This window comes from Nocardioides abyssi, from assembly GCF_030412915.1.
Taxonomy (GTDB): Bacteria; Actinomycetota; Actinomycetes; order Propionibacteriales; family Nocardioidaceae; genus Nocardioides; species Nocardioides abyssi.
In genome coordinates this window covers 1-211 of record NZ_JAUHJR010000316.1, presented here as the reverse complement: position 1 = coordinate 211, position 211 = coordinate 1, and the positions used below count along the sequence as shown (strand labels likewise).

Genomic DNA, 211 nt, shown 5'->3' with positions numbered 1-211 from the left:
GACGTCGGGGTCGACGCGGTGCAGCTGCATCAGGTCGATCCGCTCGACGCCGTGGTTCCGCAGCGAGAGCTCGGCCTGCTGGCGCAGGTACGCCGGTCGGCCGCCCGGCGTCCACACGTCCGGGCCCTGCCGGGTCAGACCGGCCTTCGTCGCGACGACCAGGTCGTCGGCGTACGGGTGCAGCGCCTTCCTGATCAGCTGCTCGGCGACG

At 73.0% G+C, this 211-nt stretch carries 1 protein-coding gene; it reads right to left on the bottom strand.

Features of this window, described 5'->3' with window-relative positions; translation table 11 throughout:
• A partial coding sequence (locus QWY29_RS20865) for an aldo/keto reductase (protein WP_300963116.1) occupies positions 1–211 on the bottom strand: 211 nt, incomplete at both ends.